The sequence below is a fragment of the Aeromonas sp. 604176 genome (assembly GCF_049170755.1).
Lineage (GTDB): Bacteria > Pseudomonadota > Gammaproteobacteria > Enterobacterales > Aeromonadaceae > Aeromonas > Aeromonas veronii_A.
Genome location: NZ_JAAKNE010000030.1, coordinates 23,442 through 41,649, shown reverse-complemented (window position 1 = coordinate 41,649; position 18,208 = coordinate 23,442). Strand labels below are relative to the sequence as shown.

At 63.5% G+C, this 18,208-nt stretch carries 16 protein-coding genes; 12 read left to right on the top strand and 4 right to left on the bottom strand.

The window, feature by feature from the left end; translation table 11 throughout:
* Positions 1-1,308, top strand: a 1,308-nt coding sequence (locus G5358_RS07735) for a glycoside hydrolase family 32 protein (RefSeq protein WP_421323904.1), incomplete at its 5' end; no start/stop codon positions are given.
* Between the two features lie 27 nt (positions 1,309-1,335).
* Positions 1,336-2,346, top strand: a complete 1,011-nt coding sequence (locus G5358_RS07730) for a substrate-binding domain-containing protein (RefSeq protein WP_227094968.1) — start codon at positions 1,336-1,338, stop codon at positions 2,344-2,346.
* A 92-nt stretch (positions 2,347-2,438) separates the two neighbouring features.
* On the opposite strand, the gene G5358_RS07725 is transcribed toward G5358_RS07730, so the two are convergent.
* The 3 genes from G5358_RS07725 to G5358_RS07715 form a co-directional block, all read right to left on the bottom strand.
* The gene (locus tag G5358_RS07725) at positions 2,439-3,167 is read right to left on the bottom strand and encodes an MgtC/SapB family protein (RefSeq protein ID WP_201990472.1); all 729 of its coding nucleotides are present in this window, start codon (positions 3,165-3,167) and stop codon (positions 2,439-2,441) included.
* Positions 3,168-3,395: 228 nt separating this feature from the next.
* On the bottom strand, positions 3,396-3,800 hold the full coding sequence (locus G5358_RS07720; protein WP_227340909.1) for a hypothetical protein: 405 nt from the start codon (positions 3,798-3,800) through the stop codon (positions 3,396-3,398).
* 422 nt (positions 3,801-4,222) lie between these two features.
* A complete protein-coding gene (locus G5358_RS07715; RefSeq protein ID WP_337073604.1) occupies positions 4,223-4,408 on the bottom strand; it encodes a DUF2892 domain-containing protein in 186 nt (61 codons plus the stop codon).
* Between the two features lie 88 nt (positions 4,409-4,496).
* Here G5358_RS07715 and G5358_RS07710 point away from each other — a divergent pair, with 88 nt between their 5' ends.
* Genes G5358_RS07710 through G5358_RS07670 form a run of 9 tightly spaced genes read left to right on the top strand, consistent with a single transcriptional unit; the run spans position 4,497 to position 14,210 of the window.
* Positions 4,497-4,811, top strand: a complete 315-nt coding sequence (locus tag G5358_RS07710) for an ArsR/SmtB family transcription factor (RefSeq protein ID WP_124243227.1) — start codon at positions 4,497-4,499, stop codon at positions 4,809-4,811.
* A complete protein-coding gene (locus G5358_RS07705; RefSeq protein ID WP_421323903.1) occupies positions 4,811-5,224 on the top strand; it encodes a YeeE/YedE family protein in 414 nt (137 codons plus the stop codon). Before G5358_RS07710 ends, G5358_RS07705 begins: the two co-directional genes overlap by 1 nt.
* A gap of 13 nt (positions 5,225-5,237) precedes the next feature.
* The gene (locus G5358_RS07700) at positions 5,238-5,708 is read left to right on the top strand and encodes a DUF6691 family protein (protein ID WP_421323902.1); all 471 of its coding nucleotides are present in this window, start codon (positions 5,238-5,240) and stop codon (positions 5,706-5,708) included.
* Positions 5,709-5,749: 41 nt separating this feature from the next.
* A complete protein-coding gene (locus tag G5358_RS07695) occupies positions 5,750-6,790 on the top strand; it encodes an efflux RND transporter periplasmic adaptor subunit (RefSeq protein ID WP_421323905.1) in 1,041 nt (346 codons plus the stop codon).
* Complete coding sequence (locus G5358_RS07690) at positions 6,783-9,947, top strand: efflux RND transporter permease subunit (protein ID WP_421323901.1); 3,165 nt, start codon at positions 6,783-6,785, stop codon at positions 9,945-9,947. Before G5358_RS07695 ends, G5358_RS07690 begins: the two co-directional genes overlap by 8 nt.
* 27 nt (positions 9,948-9,974) lie before the next feature.
* Positions 9,975-11,114, top strand: coding sequence for an efflux RND transporter periplasmic adaptor subunit (locus G5358_RS07685; protein ID WP_421323900.1), 1,140 nt, complete (start codon positions 9,975-9,977; stop codon positions 11,112-11,114).
* Positions 11,107-11,796 carry an ABC transporter ATP-binding protein gene (locus G5358_RS07680; RefSeq protein WP_069554752.1) on the top strand — a complete coding sequence of 230 codons (690 nt, stop codon included), beginning with the start codon at positions 11,107-11,109 and terminating at the stop codon, positions 11,794-11,796. The genes G5358_RS07685 and G5358_RS07680 overlap by 8 nt, the downstream gene beginning before the upstream one ends.
* Entirely contained in the window at positions 11,797-13,011 is a 1,215-nt protein-coding gene (locus tag G5358_RS07675; protein ID WP_421323899.1) for an ABC transporter permease, read from the top strand.
* The gene (locus tag G5358_RS07670) at positions 13,011-14,210 is read left to right on the top strand and encodes an ABC transporter permease (protein ID WP_421323898.1); all 1,200 of its coding nucleotides are present in this window, start codon (positions 13,011-13,013) and stop codon (positions 14,208-14,210) included. Before G5358_RS07675 ends, G5358_RS07670 begins: the two co-directional genes overlap by 1 nt.
* Before the next feature lie 50 nt (positions 14,211-14,260).
* Here the strand turns inward: G5358_RS07670 and G5358_RS07665 are convergent, their stop codons facing one another.
* The gene (locus G5358_RS07665; protein WP_421323897.1) at positions 14,261-16,723 is read right to left on the bottom strand and encodes a diguanylate cyclase domain-containing protein; all 2,463 of its coding nucleotides are present in this window, start codon (positions 16,721-16,723) and stop codon (positions 14,261-14,263) included.
* A 430-nt stretch (positions 16,724-17,153) separates the two neighbouring features.
* Here G5358_RS07665 and G5358_RS07660 point away from each other — a divergent pair, with 430 nt between their 5' ends.
* The gene (locus G5358_RS07660) at positions 17,154-18,170 is read left to right on the top strand and encodes a lipoate--protein ligase A (RefSeq protein WP_421323896.1); all 1,017 of its coding nucleotides are present in this window, start codon (positions 17,154-17,156) and stop codon (positions 18,168-18,170) included.
* The last annotated feature ends 38 nt before the right edge of the window (positions 18,171-18,208 follow it).

Sequence of the window (18,208 nt, the reverse complement as noted above, 5' to 3'; positions counted from 1 at the left end):
GGGCTGCTCAACGATCCCAACGGTTTTATCGAGCATGACGGGCGCTACCACCTCTTCTACCAGTGGAACCCGCTCGGCTGCGAGCACCGCAACAAGGGCTGGGGCCATGTCACCTCCACCGATCTGTTGCACTGGCAGCACGAGCAGGTGGCGCTGTTGCCCACCGAAGCCTATGAGAGCCACGGCTGTTATTCGGGCTCTGCGGTGAGCGACGAGCAGGGGCATCTGACCCTTATCTACACCGGCAATGTCAAATACCCGGATGGCAGCCGCACCGCCTATCAGTGTCTGGCCCGCGCCGACGGTGAGGGTAGTTTTGCCAAGCTGGGGCCTGTGCTGGATCTGCCCGAAGGCTACAGCGGCCACGTGCGCGACCCCAAGGTGTGGCATGACGGCCAGCAGTGGCTGATGGTGCTGGGGGCCCGCACCCTGGATGACAAGGGCGAAGTGCTGCTCTATCGCGGCGACACCCTGCAAAGCTGGCAGCGGGTGGGCCCCATCGCCGGTAGCGGGCGAGGGGGGCTGGGTGAGTTTGGCTATATGTGGGAGTGCCCGGATCTCTTCCCGCTGGGGGAGCGCCATGTGCTGATCAGCTGCCCGCAGGGGATTGCCCCGGTAGGCGAGGATTATCGCAACCTCTACCAGTGCGGCTGGCTTTCTGGCAACTTCGACGGCGAGTGCTTCGAGCACGGGGCTTTCCACGAGCTGGATCGGGGCTTCGAGTTCTATGCGCCGCAAACCACCCTGGACACTCAGGGTCGCCGCCTCCTGTTCGGTTGGCTGGGGCTGCCGGAGGAGAACGAGATGAGCCAGCCTACGATCGCTTACGGCTGGATCCACCAGATGAGCTGTCCGCGGGAGCTGTTCTGGCAGGATGAATGGCTCTGCCAGCGGCCAGTGGCGGAGCTTGCGGCATTGAAGGGAGAGTTGACCCGTTTCGAGGGGACGCTCGGCGAATTTCCGGGGCTGGCCATCGACTCGGCCTGGCTCGATATGGAGCTCTGCGGTGAGGGGAGTCTCTGGTTCGGCGCCGTGGCCGAGCTGGTGTGGCAGCCGGGGCGCCTCACCTTGCGGCGCCAGAACTGGCAGAGCGGAGCGTGGGAGACCCGCAGCAGCCCATGGGCTGGCGGGCGGATCACCGTGCTGTTCGATCGCTCCAGTCTGGAGTGTTTTATCGATGAGGGTCGTCACAGCCTGTCGGTGCGCTACTTCCCCGGGGAAAAGCCGCAACTTTCATCAGGTAACGGCGATGATGGCAGCAAAATTTGCCTCAATCACTGGCCGCTGTCGGCGTGCCTAGTACAATAGCCCGGTTCTAGTCAGCCGGGAGGCCAGGTGGAGAAGAAGAAACGGATCACGATTGCCCAGATCGCCGAACTGGCGGGGGTGTCCAAGGCGACCGCCAGTCTGGTGCTCAACGGGAAGAGTGCGGAGTACCGGATTGCCGACGATACCCGCAAGCGCATTCAGGCGGTGGCGGAGGAGTGTCACTACCTGCCGAGCTTTCACGCCCGCTCCCTGCGCGAGACCCGCAGCTACACCTGGGGGCTGGTGATCCCCGATCTCACCAACTTCGGTTTTGCCCGCATCGCCCGTGCCCTCGAGGCGCATTGTCGGGAGGCGGGCATCCAGCTGCTGATCGCCTGCTCCGAGGATGATCCCGCCCTCGAGCAGCGGGTGGTGGACAACCTCATCAGCCGCCAGGTGGATGGGCTGATTGTCGCCTCCAGCGGCCACAGCGATGACATCTATGCCCGCATCCACGACCGCCTGCCGGTGGTGCAGCTCGACCGCCATATTGGCGAGTCGCGCCTGCCCATGGTGATCTCCGATGCCTGCAAGGCCACCGCCGAGCTGGTGCGGGACATGACCAGCGAGTGTGGCGAGCAGATCTACTACTTCGGTGGCCTGCTGGATCTCTCCCCTAGTCGTCACCGGCTGGCGGGCTATGAGCTGGGGCTCCATCGCGCCGGTTTTGAAGCCGATGCCGCCCGGGTGCGCCATCGCGACTACCAGCCGAGCTCCGGTTATCAGCTGATGGCTGAGCTGGTGGCCGAGCTGGGAGCGCCCCCCAAGGGGCTCTTTACCGCCTCCTTTACCCTGCTGGAAGGGGTACTGCGCTACCTCAACGAGGCGGGGTTGATGGAGACAGGGATGCGGCTGTGCACCTTCGACGATCACGACCTGCTCGACTGCATTCCCATGCGAATCGACTCGGTGGCGCAGGATTGTCCGGCGCTGGCCCTCGCCGCTTTCGAGCTGATGCAGCAACTGATTGCGGGCAATCCCCCGGCGCAGACTGCCCAGGTGATCACCCCCAGGGTGCGCTGGCGCAGCCGCCGCTAGCCACTCTTCGCCCATCCCATATGAGAAAGCCCCGCCATTGCTGGCGGGGCTTTTTGCCGTTGGTGGATGGAGCCATGACTCTGATCGACAACTCAATCCGTGGTGCTGGCGCGCCAGAATATCTGCTTGATATGGGGATGAATGCCGAGTTTCACCATCAGGGCGTCGAGCTCGTCACCATCGATGGAGGTAGCCAGCAGCACCGCCGAGATCTCCAGATCCCTCTCGCCAAACGGCTCGATGTCGAGCTCGCTCATGGGATAGTTGGCCTGCTCCAGCATCTCCTCGAGCCAGTGCAGCACCTCCTTCTGATGCTCGCGCGGGGTCAGGGCTGTCACCTTGTAGGTAACTTCTGTGTCCAGATTGTCTACCGGGCGACGGTTGATCTGGTTGACCAGCGGTCTCAGCAGGGTGTTGGCGGCCAGCACGAACAGGGCGCCCAGAATGGCCTCCATGGCGAGCCCGGCGCCACAGGCGGCGCCGACCGCAGCGACACCCCACAGGGTGGCGGCGGTGTTGATGCCACGGATATTGCCCGACTCGCGCATGATGACGCCAGCGCCGAGAAAGCCGATGCCGGAGACAATATAGGCCACCACATGGACCACGTTGTAGTTGCCGCCGTGCAGGTCATAGATTCGCTGGGCCAGGCTGACGAACAGGGCGGCTCCCACGGCGACCAGCACGTTGGTGCGCAGGCCCGCGGTACGTTGGCGGTACTGGCGCTCCAGCCCGACCAGACTGCCGAGCACAAAGGCGAGCAGCAGGCTAGCCAGAGTGTCGAGCAGTGAGAGCATGTCTAGTTGTTGCCACATCTTCATGGCGTACTCCTTCTTATGAAAGCTGGCTTGGCACAATCCATGATGAAACGCCGGGTGGCGGATGGATCAGAGGGGGATTGAGCGGATGGCCAGCAGAAAAACGCAGCGTCCCGGGTTTAGCTTCCGGGGCGCGAGCATCATCAGATGCCCTGACGCTCGGAGAGGACGCAACAAGTGGGGCCAGCGTGGCTGGCCCCTTGAACGGTCGTTAGTGCAGCAGGATGCGCGTCAGTTGAGTTCGGGAGTCGTGTCGATGCGCGGACGCAGCTCCCAGCGCACCGGATGCGCTACTCCGACCTGATGAACAAACTGCACCAGATAGCGGCGCTGGGGTGGAGTGCAGTGCACATTGAGCACCAGCTCTCGCCCGCCGCTGCGACCCGGTTTCATCGATTGCATCGGTTGCAGTCCGGCCGGTTGCAGGGTGTGGCTCACCATATCCAGCACCTGCTCCATATCGGCGCGATCCTCGCAGCGGATCTGCAGCCTATAGTGGTGCTGGCGCGGTTTGCCGCCCAGCCAGCGTGGCAACATGCCGCGCCCCAGCTTGCTCAGCAGGGGGTGAGCCCGGGGTGCAACAGAACCTGTTGCGACCGCGCGATCCGCAGCCGGTTTGATTGAGATAAAACGCATAGCAGCCTCCTTGTGGGAAGCAGAAACTATGCAGGCAAGGTGTCATGGCAAAGCCAGATCACCTGACGTCAAGTGTAAAAAGGGAGAAGAGGGGAGTGGATTTCCGCTTCTCGCAGGGTTGCGAGCATGCGGCAGAGAAAGACCTGCGGCTAGCTCGCGACCTTGGTACCGACGATGAGGGTCGGTCTACAACTGTCACTTGATGAGTTGCCCACTGATGGTCTCCGCTGTGTTAAGAACGGCAAAATGGTACTCATCCAGAGCGGTGAGGTAAAGCCTTATCGGCCTTCCAGCAACATTTAGATACAAGTTTGTCAATAATGGGGCCGACTGGCTACCTCCATAAGCATCAGGGAGCGACGATAGCCATCGCCGCGCGATGACGCCCCGCTAGCAGGACCGCCCCTGTCTTGCGCGACCTGTTACTTCAGCCCCAAGCGCTTCAGGATCAGGGCTGCCGGGCAGAACCCAGTGAACGCACTCTGGATCAGGTTGACCCCGACAAAGACGCTTAGCCAGACAAAGCCCGGATGCACCCAGGTGGTAAGGATCAGCGAGAGCAGCAACATACAACCCGCGACGATTCTGACTCCGTTATCTACTGTCATGGTCTTTCTCCCCATGTATTTTAGATATTGCTAATTTAGTGTTGTTTTATACAATAGAACAAATATCAGCAATTGCTAATTTACTTCTATGAGCCAATTCGACGAGATGAACAGACATGCGACAGCCGCCGCCTCCCTGCTCAAGGCGTTGGCTCACCCTGAACGCCTGCTGGTGCTCTGCCAACTGGTGGAGGGGGAGAAGGGAGTCGGGGAATTGCTGGCCCACAGCCAGCTGGGCCAGTCGGCCTTCTCCCAGCAACTGTCGGTATTGAAGCGCTACGGCCTTATCCGTTCGCGCAAGGTCTCCCAGCAGATCTACTACTCGCTGGTGAGCGAGGCGGCCGCCGATGTGCTGGGAGCGCTGCAAACCCATTTTTGTCACTCAGAAAATAAGGAATCTTGATGATGGAAAGCCAATGGCTGCTCTCTTTGGGCGGCGGCATGCTGGCGGGGCTGTCGGCCCTGATCCTGATGTTGTTCAACGGCCGGGTTGCCGGGATCAGCGGCATTCTGGCCGGTGCGCTGCAACACCGTGCGCCGTGGCGGGTGCTGTTTCTGCTGGGGCTCGGGGCGGGCGCCTGGTTGGCGCTGACCCTGGGCTGGGCCACCATGCCTGCATTAACTACCCTGCCCGGTTGGGCGGTAGTGTTGCTGGCCGGTCTGCTGGTCGGCATAGGTACCCGTCTTGGCAATGGCTGCACCAGTGGCCACGGCATCTGCGGCATGGGGCGGCTCTCCCTGCGATCCATTGTCGCTACCCTGACCTTTATGGCGGCAGGATTTATCACTGTCTTCGTCACTCATCATCTGCTGTAAGGGGCTGATCGCCATGAAGTTGCTGACAAGTTTGTTTGCGGGTGTGTTGTTCGGGCTGGGGATGGCCATCTCCGGCATGGTGGATCCCGCCCGGGTCACCGGTTTTCTCGATCTGGCCGGCGCCTGGGATCCCAGCCTTGCCTTCGTGATGGGGGGCGCCCTGCTGGTCTTTATGCCGGGTTATTTTCTGCTGGTGAAACCCCGTCGCCAGAGTGTGCTGGGTGAGCCCATCGCCGCCGTACCGGCCCCCAGGCTGGATCGCCGTCTGATAGGCGGGGCCGCGCTGTTTGGCATCGGCTGGGGATTGGTGGGCATCTGCCCGGGGCCTGCTCTGAGTCTCATTTCCAGCGGCCAGCCCATGATAATGTTGTTTATAGCGGCCATGGTGGCCGGGATCTTGCTGTTTGACAGAGGGCTGGCCAGGGTGCTGACCAAGGCGCCAGCTCGGGGAAAGGGTAAGGTGCGCCAGTCCCATACCGGCTGATCCCGTGAAGTGACTGATGATGCCAGGGAAGGAGAGTAATGATGGAAAAGATCCGGTTGCTGGGGATCACCTTGTTGGTGATGACATCGCAGGCCATGACATCCCCCCGAGCCTTTGCCGCGGACGGGGAGCCAGGGCCCTTGTTGACAGTGGCGCCACAGCCGGTGACCGACTGGCTGACGCTGGATGGCACCGTCAGTGCCATCAATCAGGGGACGGTGGCGGCCCAGACCAGCGGCCGGGTCTCCCGCATGCTGGTGGATGTGAACGATCAGGTGCAGGCGGGGCAGCCGCTGCTGGAGATCAGCGGCAAAGAGCAGTTTGCCGCCGTCACGGGGGCGCAGGCGCGGCTGGCGCGGGCGCAGGCCCAGCAAGTGGAAGCCGAGCGTCAGCTCGCCCGCTTTCAGGCGCTGATTGCCAAGGGGGTGATCACCCGCGCCCAGCTCGATAATGCCCAGGCGACGGATCGTGCCGCCCGCGCAGAGGTCAATGCTGCCGATGCGGCCCTCACTCAGGCCCGCGAGGCCTACGGCTATACCCGCATTCTGGCTCCCTATGCCGGAGTGGTGACCAAACGGCTGGTAGAGCTGGGGGAGACTGTCGCCCCCGGTACCCCGCTGCTCTCCGGCTTCTCCCTCGACACCTTGCGGGTGGAGGTGGAGCTGCCCCAATCCGCCCTTTCGCTGGCTCGTGAGCCTGCGGATGTGCAGGTGCTGCTGCCTGATGGCAAGTCTGTTACCCCGGTCAAACTGACCCGCTTCAACTATGCCGACAGCCAGAGCCACGCCTTCAGGTTGCGCCTCGACTTGCCGCCGCAAACCGCCGGGGTATTGCCCGGCATGTGGCTCAAGGTGCAGCTCAAACAGGGTGAACGTCAGGTGTTGCAGGTGTCGGATCGCGCCCTGCTGCGGCAAGGGGAGTTCAACGGCGTCTATCTGCAGCAGCCCGCGGGCTGGGCCCTGACGCCGGTGCGGGTCGGCCATTGTGTCGAGGGACAGTGCGAGATCCTGGCCGGGCTGCAAGCCGGTGACAAGCTGGCTCCAGATGCCTGGGCGCAGCAGCAGGAGGTGGCCCATGAGTAGCGAGCTGAACGGCAACAAGGAGAGGCTGGGGCCCGCGGGTCGGCTGGCTGCGCTGTTTCAGGGCTCGGCTATCACCCCGCTGCTGGCGCTGGTGGGGTTGCTGCTCGGCCTGTTTGCGGTGCTGGTGACCCCCAAGGAGGAGGAGCCGCAGATCGATGTCACCTTCGCCGATGTCTACATTCCCTTCCCGGGGGCCAGCCCGGCTGAAGTGGCCTCTCTCGTTACCACCCCTGCCGAGCAGGTGGTCTCCCAGATAAAGGGCATTGATACCCTCTACTCTTTTTCCCAACCCGATGGTGCCCTGCTGGTGGTGGTGTTCAAGGTGGGGGTAAGCCGCGAGCAGGCCATCGTCGATCTCAACAACCAGCTCGACTCCAACCGCGACTGGTTGCCACAGGGGATCGGAGTCGGTCAGCCGCTGGTGAAACCCCGGGGGATCGATGATGTCCCTATCGTCAGTTTGACCTTATGGAGCAAAGAGGGGAGCAAGCAACTGGGCGCCCCCGAACTGACCCGGGTCGCCCATGAGCTGGAGACCGAACTCAAGCGCATTCCCGGTACCCGCGATATTTACACGCTGGGCAGCCAGAGCGCCGTGCTGCGGGTGATGCCGGATCCGGCGGCCCTCAGCGCCCACGGCATCAGCTGGGGCGAGCTGAGCCAGCGACTGGCGGCCGCCAATCAGGTAGGCACGACACAGGCTATCGAGCAAGACAACAGTGAGATTAAGGTGCAGGTGGGGCAGTTCCTGCAAAGTGAGCAGGAGGCTAGAGAGCTGGTGGTGGGGCTGCACGACGGCAAGCCGGTCTATCTGGGGGAGGTGGCCAAGGTCTATCTGGGTCAGGAGACCCCGACCAAACGCAGCTGGATGGGGCTGGGGCAGGCCAGTTATCCGGCGGTGACCCTGGCCATCGGCAAGCAGCCGGGCCAGAACGCGGTCGAGGTGGCCAAGCGGGTGGAGGCGCGGGTCGAGAGTTTGCAGAACCGGCTCATCCCTGCCGGGGTCGAGGTGACGGTGACCCGGGACTACGGCGTTACCGCCGAGACCAAATCCAACACCCTGATCGGCAAGCTGATTTTTGCCACCACGGCGGTGGTGCTGCTGGTGCTGGTGAGCATGGGTTGGCGCGAGGCGCTGGTAGTGGGCGTTGCCATCGTTATCACCCTGGCGCTGACCCTGTTTGCCAGCTGGGCGTGGGGCTTTACCCTCAACCGGGTGTCGCTGTTCGCGCTGATCTTCTCCATCGGCATCTTGGTGGATGACGCCATAGTCGTGGTGGAGAACATCCACCGCCATCGCGGTTTGGGCAAGGGGGCGCTCAAGGAGCTTATTCCGGGGGCGGTGGACGAGGTGGGGGGGCCGACCATACTGGCGACCCTGACCGTCATCGCGGCCCTGCTGCCGATGGCCTTTGTCAGTGGGCTGATGGGCCCTTACATGAGCCCCATCCCCATCAATGCCAGCATGGGGATGCTTATCTCCCTGCTGGTGGCCTTTATCTTCTCCCCCTGGCTGGCGAGCCATTTGCTCAAGGGTGAGGTGCACGGTGCCCACGGCGAGGCCAAGGCTGGTCTCTTTCACCGGCTGATGACCCCTTTTCTGATCGGTGATGGCGCCAAGAAGGCCAGACGCAAGCTCTGGCTGGCGGTGTTGCTGCTGGTCGGGGCGGCTACTGCCATGCCGGTGGTGCAGTGGGTGGTGCTCAAGATGCTCCCCTTTGACAACAAGTCGGAGTTCCAGCTGGTGCTCGATATGCCGGAGGGGGCGACCCTGGAGCAGACCGAGCGCACCCTGCTGGCGGTCGGGCGAGAGCTTGCCAAGGTGCCTGAGGTGAAGGATTACCAGATCTACGCCGGCACCGCCGCCCCCATCAACTTCAATGGCCTGGTGCGCCACTACTTTGTCCGCAGCGGCGCCAACGTGGGGGATATTCAGGTCAATCTGGTGGACAAGCATGAACGGGATCGCAGCAGTCACCAGATTGCCCAGTCGGTTCGGGAGCCGCTGCAGGCCATCGCCAGTGCGGCAGGGGGCAACCTGAAAGTCGTTGAGGTGCCGCCCGGCCCGCCGGTCTGGTCACCCATAGTCGCGGAAGTGTATGGCCCGACGCCTGCCGCCCGTGAAGCGGCGGCGCGCGCTGTACAGGCCCGCTTTGTAGCCACGGCGGATCTGGTGGATGTGGATATCTATCTGACCGACCCGCAGCCCAAGTGGCGGCTGGTGGTGGATCGCAGCAAGGCGGCCCTGCTTGGGGTCGATCTCGGCGACCTGGTGAGCACCCTCAATGGCGGGGTGGGTTATCAGGATGCCAGCTGGCTGCAGGGGCATGGTGCCAAGTATCCGGTGCCGATCCGCATCGAACTGGCTCCCGGTGACAAACGGGATCTGGCGGGCGTACTGGCCCTCAAGGTGCGCAGCCAGAGCGGCCAGCTGGTGCGGGTCTCCGAGCTGGTGAGTCGTCGTGATGAGCTGGCACCCAGCTATATCATGCACAAGAACATGCAGCCTATGGTGATGGTGGTGGCCGACATGGGTGGCCATACCGACAGCCCGCTCTACGGCATGTTTGCCGCCGGTGCCGACATCGACCTGCCCCAATATTACGTGCAGCAGCCCGATAAATTGGGAGAGGTGGCGCTGTTGTGGGACGGGGAGTGGAAGATTACCTACGAGACCTTCCGCGACATGGGGCTAGCCTACGGGGTGGGGATGATCCTCATCTACCTGCTGGTGGTGGCCCAGTTCCGCTCCTATCTGGTGCCACTCATCATCATGGCGCCCATTCCGCTCACCATCATAGGGGTGATGCCGGGCCACGCCCTGCTGGGAGCCCAGTTTACCGCTACCTCGATGATCGGGATGATCGCCTTGGCCGGGATCATCGTACGCAACAGCATCCTGCTGGTGGACTTTATCGAGCAGCAGCGCAGCGCCGGAGTGGCGTTCGAGCAGGCGGTGATCGAAGCGGCGCAGGTGCGGGCCAAACCCATCATGCTGACGGCGTTGGCGGCGATGATCGGAGCCCTGTTCATCCTCGATGATCCCATCTTCAACGGACTGGCCATCAGCCTGATTTTCGGGATCCTGGTCTCCACTTTGCTCACCCTGGTGGTGATACCCTTGCTCTATTATGCCCTGCTCTCCCGACGCACATGACGGGAGTCACTAGCGAAAGGATGCGCGATGAAGAGAGGTTGGTTGTGGTGGGGAAGTGGCGCTGTGGTAGCGGCGGCTGCTCTGGCATGGTGGTGGCAACCGCAGCCGACGCCGATCAGGCTGGCTGAGGTCGGGCGGGGTGATGTGCTGGTCACTGTGGTCAACACCCGGGCTGGCACCATCAAGTCGTGCCAGCGGGCCGGACTCAGTCTGCCCGGAGGCGGCGTGGTGGAGCAGATCGCCGTCAAGGCCGGGGAGCGGGTAGCCCGGGGAGATCTGCTGCTGACCCTCTGGAGTGACGATATTCACGCCGATCTTGCCCGTGCCCGTGCCCAGCAGGCCCTTGGCAAGACCCAGCGCGAGGAGCGTTGCAGCGAGGCGGCCTACTACGAGCGGGAGGCCAACCGGCTGGCCACCTTGCTGGCCAAAAACCTCACCTCCCGCACCCTCGCCGAGCAGGCCCAGAATCTGGCCGATACCCGCCGCTATGTCTGTCAGGCATCCCGTCAGCAGGAGCGGGTTGACGAGGCGCAGGTCGCCCAGGTGGAGGCTCGCTTGAGCGAGCGCCGCCTGCAGGCGCCGTTTGCCGGTGTGGTGGCAGAGGTCAACAGCAAGCTGGGCGAATACATGACCCCCTCACCGCCCGGAGTGGCCATGCCTCCGGTGATCGATCTTATCGATGATAAGTGTCTGTATGTCTCAGCCCCCATCGATGAGGTGGATGCCGCCCGCCTCAAGGTGGGCCAGTCTGCCCGGGTACTGCTCGATGCTATGCCCGGGCGCGATTTTGCCGCCACCGTCACCCGCATCGCCCCCTATGTGAAGGAGCTGGAGAAGCAGGCCCGCACCGTGGAGGTGGAGGCGGCGCTCACCGCTGTGCCCACCGATGTACCCCTGCTTATCGGCTACAGTGCCGACCTTGAGGTCGAGGTGACCCGCGCCACCGATGTGCTGCGGGTAGCGGCCAGCAGCCGGGCCGACGATGGCAGTGTGCTGCGGCTGGAAGGGGATAAGCTGGTGCGGGTGGTGCCCCGTTGGGGCGTGGAGAACTGGAACTGGATTGAAGTCGCCGAGGGGCTCGCCGCCGGTGATCGGCTGGCCGCCCAGCCCGGACAGATTGTCGGGGAGGGCCCTTTTGGCGCCGCTACGGAGCAGGCGGATGAGTGATCTCATTCGCCTTGATGCCGTCAGCCGTCGTTTCACTCTGGGGGGGAGCGAAGTGGCCGCCCTCGATCGCGTTTCCCTGCGGGTTGCCGAGGGGGAGTATCTGGCGGTGATGGGCCCCTCGGGCTCCGGCAAATCGACCCTGCTCAATGTGCTGGGGCTGCTGGATCGGCCCGATGAGGGGCGTTACTGGCTGGGAGGGGAGGACACCGCCACTCTGTCAGAACCTGCGTTGGCCCAGCTGCGCGGTCATCGCATCGGCTTCGTGTTCCAGTCGTTTCACCTCATCTCCCGCCTCACCGCCCGTGAAAACGTCGAGCTGCCGCTGATGTTGTGCGGGATCGCCCCCGCCGAGCGCCATCGTCGCAGCCAGCAGTTGCTGGGGGAGCTGGGGCTGGAGAACCGGGCCGGACACCGCCCTGCCGAGCTTTCCGGTGGTCAGCGTCAGCGGGTAGCCATCGCCCGTGCCATGGCAATGGCGCCGCGGCTGATCCTGGCCGACGAGCCCACCGGCAATCTCGACTCCCGCTCCGGGGAGGAGGTGATTACCCTGCTGGAGGAGCTCAACCGGGAGCAGGGGATCACGCTGGTGGTGGTAACCCACGACCCGCGCCTCGGTGATCGGGCGGGCAGGCGGATCCTGATGAACGATGGCCGCATCAACATTGATAGCGGCGGTGGCTGAATGCGGCGCCCCGATGTGATCCGCTTTGCCGCCGTGGCCCTGCTGCGCCAGCGCTCACGGGCGCTGGTCTTGATCCTGGCGGTGAGTCTGAGCGTGACCTCGGTGCTGCTGCTCACCGCGCTGGGGGAGGGGGCGAGGCGCTATGTGGCCGACCAGTTCAGTTCCCTTGGCAAGGATCTGCTGGTGATGTTCCCGGGCCGCAAGGAGACCACCGGCGGGCTGCCGCCGGTCACCGGAAACAGTCTGCGGCAGATCACTCTCGATGATATGCACTACCTTGGCCAGCACCAGCCAAACGTGCGGCTGGTGCCGCTGGTGATGGGCTTTGCCGAGGCCAAGCAGGGGGCGCGGCTGCGCCAGACCATGCTGCTTGGCAGCAGCAACGGGCTGCGCGATACCCACGGGCTGGAGCTGCTCTCCGGCCGCTGGCTGCCGGGGGATGCTGCAGAGGATCGACCGGTCGTCCTGCTCGGGGCCAAGGTGGCCCGTGAGCTGTTCGGTCAGGTCGATCCGGTCGGCCAGTGGCTGCGTTTTGACAATCGCCGCTTTCGGGTGGTGGGGGTCTTCACCAGCCAGAGCAGCAATCTGGGGATGGATATGGCCGAGGCCGCGCTGATCCCGGTGGGCAGCGCCATGCGGCTGTTCAACACCGAGGGGCTGTTTCGGCTGCTGATCCAGCCGCTGGCGGGGCAAGCGGTGCCCCCGCTGGTCAAGCAACTGGAGCAGCTGATGCAGGCGCGCCACGGGGTGCTCGATGTGACCGTGGTGCGCCGCGACGCCATGCTGGCCACCTTCTCCACCATTCTCTCGACCCTCACCCTGGCAGTTGCCGGCATCGGCGCCATCAGCCTGCTGGTCTCCGGCATCATGATGATGAATCTGGCGCTGATCAGCACCCGCCAGCGCACCGGCGAGATCGGCCTGCTCAAGGCGCTGGGGGCCGACAGTCGCCAGATCCGCCAGCTGTTTTTGTGGGAGGCGCTGCAGCTGAGCGGCAGTGGCGCGCTGTTTGGCACGGTCTTGGGCTATGCCCTTGTTGCCCTCGCCGGAGTGATTTGGCCCGGATTTCCTGCGGCGGTCCCCTTGCTCGCTACTTTCTGCACCATACCTGCGGCCCTGCTGACCGGGCTGTTTTTTAGCTGGCTGCCCGCCTCCCGGGCGGCACGGCAAGATCCGGTCAGCAGCCTGCGCAGCGGGCAGTGGAGCGGTGGCTGATGCGCGCCGCCGATCTGTTGTTCTGGCTCTGGCGCGCCTTGCTGGCGGGGCGCAGTCGCAGCCTGCTGTCGGCGCTCGGCATCGCCATCGGGATCGCCTCGGTGACCCTGCTCACCGGCATCGGCGAGGGGCTCAGGCTCTATCTGCTGGACAGCTTCTCCCAATTTGGTACCCGGCTGATCGCCGTAACCCCGGGCAAGACAGAGACCGCCGGCGGCCCGCCCGGCATCCTCTCCAGCAGCCGTCCCCTGCTGCTGGAGGATGCCGATGCCCTCGCCAGATTGGCAGGGGTAGAGGCGGCGCTCCCTGTGGTGCAGGGGCAGGGGGAGGTGCGCAGCCGCGGCTTGACCCGCAGCACCGCCATTCTGGGCACAGGTCCGGCTGCGCTCTCCGGCTGGCGGCTCACCCTGGTGCAGGGGCGTTTTCTGCCTGCGGATGACAGTGCCATGCCCCGCGCCTATGCGGTGCTGGGTGCCAAGGTGGCAGCTGAGCTGTTCCCCGGTGGCGATGCACCGGGGAACCTGCTGCGCGCCGGTGATCGCCGTTTTCGGGTGGCTGGGGTGCTGGCCCCCAAGGGGCAATTTCTCGGCTTTGATCTGGACGACATGATCTATCTGCCAGCCGCTCACGCCCAGGCGCTGTTCAACAAGGAGGGGCTGCAGGAGATCGACGTCATCTATCGCGCCGGGCAGGCAGAGGCCGAGATCACAGCCCAGATCCGGCGGGTGCTGATCGCCCGCCACGGCGCCGAGGATTTCACCCTCACCTCCCAGCAGGACATGCTGACCAGCCTCGACAAGATCCTCTCCATCATCAAGCTGGCGGTTGGCGGGCTCGGCATTATCTCGCTGCTGATCGGGGCGGTCGGCATCTTCAGTATCATGAGCATCGCCCAGCAGGAGCGGATCCCCGAAGTGGGCTTGCTGATGGCGCTGGGCTGCCCACGGCGGCGCATTCTATTGCTGTTCCTGCTCGAAGCCGTGGTGCTGGCGCTGCTGGGCGGGGCCATGGGGCTGGCCCTGCTCGGCGGGCTCAAGCTGCTGCTCACCCTGCTGGCGGCCGGCTTGCCGCTCACCCTCCATCCTCTCTATCTGCTGCTGGCGCTCGGTTGCAGCGCCCTGGTGGGCCTGCTGGCCGGGGTCGCTCCTGCGCTGCGGGCAGTGCGTCTCGACCCAGTTGTTGCCCTGCGCGGTGACTAGAGCGCCCCTTTCGCAAGAGGCGCGTTATGCTCGGGTCTGAACAGGGGGGACTAGGTGACCCCCTCTGCAACCGGCACGCTGCGCTCAGATCTGAACAGGGGGAAGTAGCGGCGATCGGCCTGACTCATGTGGCCGACTACCAGCTCCTGAATGATGAAGTTGAGCAGCTCGTCGTTGCCCAGCGTCCCCGCTTTGGCGGCGTGCAGCAGTTGGTTTGCTTTGTTGAGCAGGCGCTGGTGATCCTGACGGTGGCTGACGAGTTCCCGATAGTCTATCTCCGCCAGCATCTGCTCTTCAAAGGCGAAGTGGTGACGAGCCATGTCGAACAGGCTCTCCAGACTCTCCAGAAACGGGGCCGGATCCTCGTGCTGATCTTTCATCCGCTCCAGCAGCCGGTTGGTCAGCACGAAGAGCTGGCGATGCTCGGCATCGATGCGCGGGTGACCGCACTCGTGGCCGGGTTGCCACAGCAGGGCGCCCTGCTCGGGATCAAGGCCCTCGGTAAAGAGGCAGACCCGGCCGCGGCCGCGATTCTTCGCCTGATACATGGCCTGATCGGCGTGGTGCATCAGGGTCTTGGCATCCTCCCCGTGCTCGGGGTAGAGCGCCAGCCCGATACTGCTGGAGATGAGCAGCTCCTGCCCCTCCAGCTGGAACGAATGGCGCAGCTGCTGGTGCAGCTTGTCGGCTACTGCCAGCACTTCGTCGCCGGTCTCCGGCAGCAAGATAACGAACTCGTCGCCCCCCAGCCGTGCCACCAGATCCTGTTTGCGCACGCAGTGGCTCATCCGCTCGGCCACCATATTGAGCAGAATATCCCCGGTCTCATGGCCGAAGGTGTCGTTGATCGGCTTGAAGTGATCGAGATCGATAAACATCAATGCCAGCGGACGGGGCGTCTCCTGCTCCATCAGCTCCTTGAGCCGTTGCTGCAGCAAGCGGCGATTGGGCAACCCGGTGAGGGGGTCGTAGAAGGCGAGGCGGCGCATCATCTCCTCCCGTGCTGCCCGCTCGGTGATATCCCGGGTGACCCCGAGGATCGCCTCAGGCTGGGCATTGTGGTTGCCATGGAGGGTGGTGATGGTCTCGGTGGCCACCAGATGGCCATCCTTGTGGCGCAGCTGGGTGCGAATGACCCGGCGGGTCTGGTCATGCTCTCCCCGCTGCCATGCCTCCAGGGTTGCGGAGATCTCCTCACGCAGCAGTTTCCTTGAGGCATCCGGCAGCAACTGTTTGAGGGGCAGGGCAAACAGCTCGGGGGCCTCGTAGCCGCTCAGGGGGGCGATGGCAGGACTGATATAGCGAAAGCGCAAGCTGGCGGCATCCATGGTCCAGATCACATCGGCGCTGTTCTCCGCCACGAAGCGATAGTGCTGCTCGCTCTGGGCCAGTTCACGGGTCAGCCGCTGGCGATCCCGCGCCTCCTCACGCAGGCGCAGATAGAGGTGCAAGAAGATGCCGAGCAGGGTCATCAGGGTAAAGGTGATAAGCATGGCAACCGCCACGCTCTTGTCGAGCAGCAGCCGTTGCTGGCGCAGCCGCTCCTGCGCCGGGTCGTAGATAAAGCGGTCGAGGTTGGGCAATACCGTGAGCATGCCCGCCTCCAGATAGGTTTTGGCGATCTGCAGCCAGCGCTCCTGCTGCATGTAGCCAGGTTCGATCAGATCTGGCTGCATCAGCTCTCTGGTTTCGCGAGCCTCGAACTCCAGCTGTTCACGGCCAGCCCCGGTCGGGTACTGCTCCATGATGAGGTTGATCATCTCTTCGGGGTGATCCATCGCATAGCGCCACCCCTTGAGGCTGGCCTGCTGGAAGGCATAGACCCGATCCTGTCGGGTGATCAGCTCCCGCTCGGAGGTAAACAGGTTGTCGCCGTAGAAGTCGAAGTCGATGGTGCGCGGACTGAAGACCCGATAGGGGATCCCTTTTTGTTGCAGATAGAAGGGCTCGGTAGTGCTGTAGGCGCTGATGGCATCCACCTTGCCCGCCAGCAGTGCCTCTATCCCCTGTTTGTAGGGAAGGGTGACCCAGTCGCGGCTGCGGGTATGGTAGGAAAGGTAGGTCAGCAGCTCGTTGGAGCCAGGCTCCAGCATCAGTCGCTTGTTGGCCAGGTCGGCCGGGTTGCGAATATCTGGCCGATCCAGCGTGAGCAGAACCAGCGGCGAGTGCTGCAGCAGGGCGGCGAGCACCACCACCGGACGACCGGCAGCCCGATCCAGCAGCAGATCACTGCCGCTGATGCCAAACTGGGCCTTTCCCGAGATCACCTCGCTGACCACATCGGTGCGGGAGTCCGCTTCGCGCAGGGTGACATGCAGACCGGCCTCCCGATAAAACCCTTTGGCGATGGCCGCATAGTAACCGGCAAACTGGAACTGGTGTTGCCACGGCAACTGGACGATGACCTGCTCGCCGGCTCGCACGGGGGGAGAGGTCAGGGTCGCGATGACCATACTGACCAGCATTGGCATAAACCAGCTGAGGGGCTGGCGGGGGGCTGCGTTCTCCGTCATACAACGTTTCTCTCGGGAGCGGTGTCTAGGCTAGATTCAAGCAATTTTGTGTCACCTGCAAGGGGAGAAAAGGCGTTTGCAATAGGGTATAGGGGGGTTGGGAAGTCATTTTTGTGTCGTTCATCACACGGGATGGATACATGCCGTTTTTTTGCAAGTTATGTGACCAATAAGAGAGTCATATGGCCTATCGAAGTGGTCGCATTCTAGCCACTTTTTCCCGTTTTTATCGTTGTCATTGTGGCTTGACTGCATTTTTTCCGTGGTTGCACGTCAAGCTGTGTCGTTATATCAATAGATACTTTTATGGGGAGGTCAGGTGTGACGCAAATGTATCGCGGCTGCTGCACACCGGTTAATGTGCGATGGCTCAGTGATGGTACCTCGTCAGTGTTATCATGCTGCCCCCAGTTCCGGATAAGGTCTTTTTATGTCCCGCTTGCGTCTGCTTGTCTCCGACTCTCACGATCCCCTGTTCAATCTGGCCGTTGAGGAGTGCATCTTCCGCCAGATGGATCCCGGCCAGCGGGTGCTGTTCCTCTGGCGCAATGCCAATACCGTGGTGATTGGCCGTGCCCAGAATCCGTGGAAGGAGTGCAATACCCGCCGCATGGAAGAGGACGGGGTGACCCTGGCGCGTCGCAGCAGCGGTGGCGGCGCCGTGTTCCACGACCTTGGCAACAGCTGCTTCACCTTCATGGCGGGCAAGCCGGAGTATGACAAGAGCGTCTCCACCGCCATCGTGCTGGATGGGCTCAAGCGATTGGGGATCGAGGCGTTTGCCTCCGGTCGCAACGATCTGCTGGTGGCGACCCCGGACGGGGAGCGCAAGGTATCGGGGTCGGCCTATCGGGAGACTCTGGATCGCGGGTTCCACCACGGCACCCTGCTGCTGGATGCCGATCTCGGCCGCCTTGCCAACTACCTCAACCCCGACCCCAAGAAGCTGGCGGCCAAGGGGATCACCTCGGTGCGCAGCCGGGTGGCCAATCTGTGCGAACTGTTACCGGGGATCGACCATCAACAGGTGAGCGAGGCGCTGCAGGAGGCCTTTTTCCACCATTACGGTGCGCGAGTTGAGCCCGAGCATATCTCCCCGGAGCAGATGCCGGATCTGCCGGGCTTTGCCGAGACCTTCGCTCGCCAGCGCAGTTGGGAGTGGAACTACGGCCATGCACCGGCTTTCAGCCATCTGCTGGAGGAGCGGTTCAGCTGGGGCGGGGTGGAGCTGCACTTTGATGTGGAGAAAGGGGTCATCACCCGGGCACAGCTCTTTAGCGATACTCTGGAGCCGGCCCCGTTTGATCTGCTGGCGGCCGAACTGGCGGGTTGCGGCTATCGACCGGACGCTGTTGCCGCGCGCCTGCATCCCTGGCTGGCGGCCTTCCCGCAGCAGCAGAGCGAGCTGGCGGAGTTTGCCGAGTGGCTGTTGACCTCCCTGCGTTGAGGGGGACGCTGCGCAGATGATGGTCTGGTAGTGAGGGC